A 4,587-nucleotide genomic window follows, 5' to 3' on the forward strand; every position below is an offset into this window, starting at 1 on the left:
ATAAAAAACGCCCCTATAGTTTCATCGGGGCGTTTTTTATATAAAGCAATAGTAAACTAATCTCTAATCACCAAACACTAATCACTAGAATAATTGTTCAATAATATCATCTGTTGATAAACCATCTGCCTCGGCATGGTAGCTGCGCACAATACGGTGGCTTAAAATAGGTTTGGCTACAGCCTGCACATCTTCAATATCCGGCGAATATTTACCGTTAATTACCGCGTGGCACTTTGCACCCAATATAAGGAATTGCGATGCGCGCGGACCGGCTCCCCAGTTTAATAAGCGTTTAACCTGTGGTGCTGCATATTCGCCATCGGGGCGGGTTTTTGCTACCAGCTTTACCGCATACTCCAATACATTATCAGCTACAGGTATATTTCTAACCAATTGCTGAAAATAAATTATCTGCTCAGCATTAAGCAGTTTATTTACCTCTTTTGTTACCGAACCGGTAGTGCTTTTTACCACTTCCAGCTCTTCGGCAAATGACGGGTAGTCTAAACTAACCTTAAACATAAAACGGTCAAGTTGAGCTTCGGGTAGCGGATAAGTCCCTTCCTGCTCAATAGGGTTTTGCGTAGCCAGTACAAAAAATGGCTGTGCCAGTTTATGGGTAACACCTGCCGCCGTTACCGCTTTTTCCTGCATAGCCTCTAAAAGCGCAGCCTGGGTTTTAGGTGGGGTACGGTTTATTTCGTCAGCCAATATGATATTAGAAAAAACAGGACCGGGTATAAATTTAAAGTTTCGGTCCTCGCCCAATATTTCCGAGCCTATAATATCCGAAGGCATAAGGTCGGGTGTAAACTGTATACGGTTAAAATCAAGGTCAAGTACCTGGGCTACAGTTTGCACCAGTAAGGTTTTTGCCAAACCCGGTACGCCTACCAATAAACAATGCCCGTTACTAAAAATGGATATTAAAACAAATTTTATTACTTCGTCCTGGCCAATTATCACTTTGCCTATTTCGGCACGTATTTGCTGATAAGTTTGTTTTAGCGCATCGGCGGCTTCTACTTCAGAACGGTGTTGCATGTTTTTTTATAGTTTAGCTTGAGTTAAAGGGGGAGTTGCCCATCCGGTAAGGGTTGGACATGATTGATATTCAGGGTCGATTTTTATAAAGGTTTCTTTGCGTTTTTTTTCAAACCACTCGCTTATCGTACGGTTAATTTTATCTTCATTGGCGGCTGTTTTTATTTTTGCGAAATCCTGGTTCATGTTGGCTCTGTGCGCATCTGTAACAGATCTCAAATAAAATATTTTATAGCTTTTTTTGCCCGCAGCATCAGTAATTAATACCGGCTTTGATACAGTATTTACCTTCATGGTGTCAATAACCAAAGCAATCTGTGGGTCAAGTTTATCAATAGGTATTACCGTAGTGCGGGTTTGAACGTTTTCGGCATTTAATATCATACCGCCATTGTATTTACTTTCCTTATCGTCTGAGTAATAAGTAGCGGCACTTGAAAAAATATCAGAAGTTACTTTATTCTTCATCAATAATTGATAAACCGAATCTGCTTTAACCTCCGCCCTAACCAGGCTTGCGGCAGTAATAGCGGGTATAATTAAAATGTGACGGGTATGTACCTGTTCGCCACGTCGCTCAATAAGCTGTAAAAAATGGTATCCAAAATCCGATTCAAAAACGGGCGAAACTTCGCCGGTCTTTAATTTAAAGGCCACGGCACTAAATTCTTTAACATAATCACCCCGTGAACCCCAGCCTAGATCCCCACCATCAACGGCTGATTTTGGATCTTGTGAATAAGCAATGGCTAAAGCCGCAAAGTCTTCTCCTGCTTTTACACGTGCTAATAAGCCTTCGGCTTTTTGCTTGGAGTATTCTTTTTCTTCATTGGTAAGTTTAGGGTTAAATACAATTTCGCCAACTTCTACTTCCTTGCTTATCATGGGTAGGCTATCCTTCTTAAATGTTTCAAAGTATTTTTTAACATCAAGCGGGGTGGTATTTACTTTTTCGGTTATCTTGCTGCGCATACGCTCCGAAACCAGCATCTCTTTAACATCCGGGCGTATCTCATCTTTGTACTGTTCAACCGGGCGGCCCAAAAATTGAGCAAGTTTATCTTCGCCACCCGCCCGTTGTATTGATTGGCGCATACGGCGATCAACCTCATCGTCAATTTCGCTTTCTTTAACCTCAATACTATCAATAACGGCTTGTGCTGTAAGTAGCTTTTGCGATATTAAATTTTGTGCTATTTGGCATTTAAGCGCCGGGTTTGGCGGTGTGCCCTGTAATAAGTATTGTGCGTAACCTGTTTCAATATCAGATAATAGTATAATGTTAGACCCCACAACGGCAACAATTTTATCCAATACCTTTTTTTGGGCATTGGCAACTGATGCAAATAAAAAAACCACTAATAATACAACTCCAAACTTTCTCATGTATACTGCTTAATATAAAGCGGATGAGTGATCCGCAAAAACTCAAATTACGGTAAAATTAATTAAATTATAATTGTGCAATTAACTCGTTACAAATGCCCGGTTTATAATTATGCGAATATGCCAATAAAGCTTCAAACACTTTAACTATTTTTGGTTAAAATTTGTTAAAGCAACAATATTAAATGAAAATTGAAACTCCGGCTGCCCTGCGTTTTATAATGCAGGATGATATTTTTTTATTACCTGCCGATAAAGCTAAACCTGCCGAAACAATTGTGGATGTTAATGTACAAGCGCCCGACGTTGCATTTAAGTATTTGGGAGGTAATAAAAAAAGCTTTTTAATACTGGTTCATTACACCGCGCACGAGTTTATTGCAGACACTCATCTTACAGCGCTGCAAAGCATACTAAGCCGTAAGGAATATACTTTAGAGGATATAGCCATAACCAATATGGCCCACTACACAACTGCCGGTTTTGAACAGCTTAAAACATACTTTAACCCCCAAAAAATATTAGTATTAGGCACAGCGGCAGTGCCTGTTGATGTAGAGGCGATGCAATTTAATGAGCCTAAGCAAATAGGGGGCTGTGCAGCCTTATATAGTTTTAGCTTTGACGAGATGATGGATAACACCCCCAACAAAAAAGCCTTTTGGGATAAAATGAAAAACTTATAAATGCACCAGTTAGTATTTGCAACCAACAATGCCCATAAGCTGGAGGAGGTAATGGCTAAGATTAAAGGTGATATACAGCTACTAAGCCTTAATGATATTAATTGCCATGATGGTATTGCCGAAACCGGCACTACTTTTAGCGAGAACGCTTCAATTAAAAGTCATTACATATACAATAAATATCATTTAAATTGTTTTGGCGATGATAGCGGGTTAGAAATAGATGCCTTAGGTGGGCAGCCCGGCGTGTATTCGGCGCGATATGCAGGCGGGCATGGCAACCATGCCGCCAATAATAAAAAGGTGTTACTGGAGTTAGTAAATACCGATAACCGTAAGGCCCGTTTTAAAACGGTAATATCACTGTTGTGGAATGGCCGTGAGCATTTTTTTGAGGGAACAGTTGAAGGCACTATCCGCCGGGAATTAAGCGGCACGGCTGGTTTTGGGTACGACCCTATTTTTCAACCCGATGGTTATGATATAACTTTTGCCGAAATGACCCTTGCCGAAAAAAACAGCATTAGCCATCGTGCCAGAGCGGTAGAAAAACTCCTGGTATTTTTAAACAGTACCAGCGCCTAATTTTTATTTTTAACAACCGTATCAGCCTTAACAGGAACAACCGGTTTAACAGGAACAACCGGTTTTTTGGAAGTATCGGGTTTTACAATTGTGGGCGACGGCGTTGAAGTTTTTGCCAAATGTTTACCAGGCAATTGCTTTTTGGCAACCGCAGGTTTTGCCCCATTTACTTTCGTTTTGACGGCGACCTTTGCCGGAGGCGGTAAAATAGATGCTTTTGACACCGGTCTGTCTTTAGGTTTCCATATAAAGTTTTTCAGGAGCTTATCTTCCTCTTTTACCTTGTCTATGGGTGTAAGCTTTGCTTCGGGTGTTTGTATAAATATAGTCTCGCTTAATTTGCCATTATTCATGTAAACCTCCAACTTACCGCTGGTAGACCGCCCCATTTCAGTAACCTCATTGGTTACAGTATCGCGCTTAAAGTATCGTGTTTCGGCATTGCCGGTAACAAATAGGGTATGCAGTTTATTATCCTTAAAACTGCCATGTACTTTTTTTCCGCCCAACTGGTTAAAATGCAGCGAATCATTTTTTTCTATATTCACAATAAACCCTTTGGGGAACATATCCATGTTATCCAGTTTTTTATTTCTCATCTGCATATATATGGTATCGCCCGATAATTGCGAACCCTGGGTCCACATCATTGGTTTATGATAGCTGCGTATGGTAGAGTCGCTGCTGCTGTAAAACATGGAGTCGGCCACCGACTGCAGGTCGGATTTGAATATCTTGGCATTTTTATACCCCATTACTATACGTATACGTGAAGTATCGCGCAAGCCATGATTGGCAATAAGTTCAAGCGAATCGGCTTTTTGCTTTATTCTGAGCGAGTCTTTTGCGGTAAGCTTTGGCGTCGCTTTAATCGGAGCCGACT

Annotated in this window: 4 protein-coding genes and 1 pseudogene; 2 read left to right on the forward strand and 3 right to left on the reverse strand. The window is 40.8% G+C overall.

Going from position 1 to position 4,587, the window contains the following annotated elements; all coding sequences use genetic code 11:
• Positions 1–84: 84 nt before the first annotated feature.
• On the reverse strand, positions 85–1,047 hold the full coding sequence (locus ABI367_RS15750) for an AAA family ATPase (protein ID WP_462231691.1): 963 nt from the start codon (positions 1,045–1,047) through the stop codon (positions 85–87).
• A 6-nt stretch (positions 1,048–1,053) separates the two neighbouring features.
• Positions 1,054–2,433 carry a peptidylprolyl isomerase gene (locus ABI367_RS15755; RefSeq protein ID WP_462231693.1) on the reverse strand — a complete coding sequence of 460 codons (1,380 nt, stop codon included), beginning with the start codon at positions 2,431–2,433 and terminating at the stop codon, positions 1,054–1,056.
• 185 nt (positions 2,434–2,618) lie between these two features.
• Here ABI367_RS15755 and ABI367_RS15760 point away from each other — a divergent pair, with 185 nt between their 5' ends.
• Both ABI367_RS15760 and ABI367_RS15765 read left to right on the forward strand, forming a co-directional pair.
• Complete coding sequence (locus ABI367_RS15760) at positions 2,619–3,119, forward strand: hypothetical protein (RefSeq protein ID WP_462231695.1); 501 nt, start codon at positions 2,619–2,621, stop codon at positions 3,117–3,119.
• Positions 3,120–3,704 carry a non-canonical purine NTP diphosphatase gene (locus tag ABI367_RS15765; protein ID WP_462231697.1) on the forward strand — a complete coding sequence of 195 codons (585 nt, stop codon included), beginning with the start codon at positions 3,120–3,122 and terminating at the stop codon, positions 3,702–3,704.
• Here the strand turns inward: ABI367_RS15765 and ABI367_RS15770 are convergent.
• A pseudogene (locus ABI367_RS15770) lies at positions 3,701–4,587 on the reverse strand (hypothetical protein); the annotation flags it as partial. The gene ABI367_RS15765 and the pseudogene ABI367_RS15770 overlap by 4 nt on opposite strands.

Source organism: Mucilaginibacter sp. (genome assembly GCF_039935595.1).
GTDB lineage: Bacteria > Bacteroidota > Bacteroidia > Sphingobacteriales > Sphingobacteriaceae > Mucilaginibacter.

Excerpts from the sequence above, each read along its gene's own strand:
- ABI367_RS15765 (WP_462231697.1), top strand. The coding sequence starts at position 3,120 with ATGCACCAGTTAGTATTTGCAACCAACAATGCCCATAAGCTGGAGGAG.
- ABI367_RS15755 (WP_462231693.1), bottom strand. The coding sequence starts at position 2,433 with ATGAGAAAGTTTGGAGTTGTATTATTAGTGGTTTTTTTATTTGCATCA.
- ABI367_RS15750 (WP_462231691.1), bottom strand. The coding sequence starts at position 1,047 with ATGCAACACCGTTCTGAAGTAGAAGCCGCCGATGCGCTAAAACAAACT.
- ABI367_RS15760 (WP_462231695.1), top strand. The coding sequence starts at position 2,619 with ATGAAAATTGAAACTCCGGCTGCCCTGCGTTTTATAATGCAGGATGAT.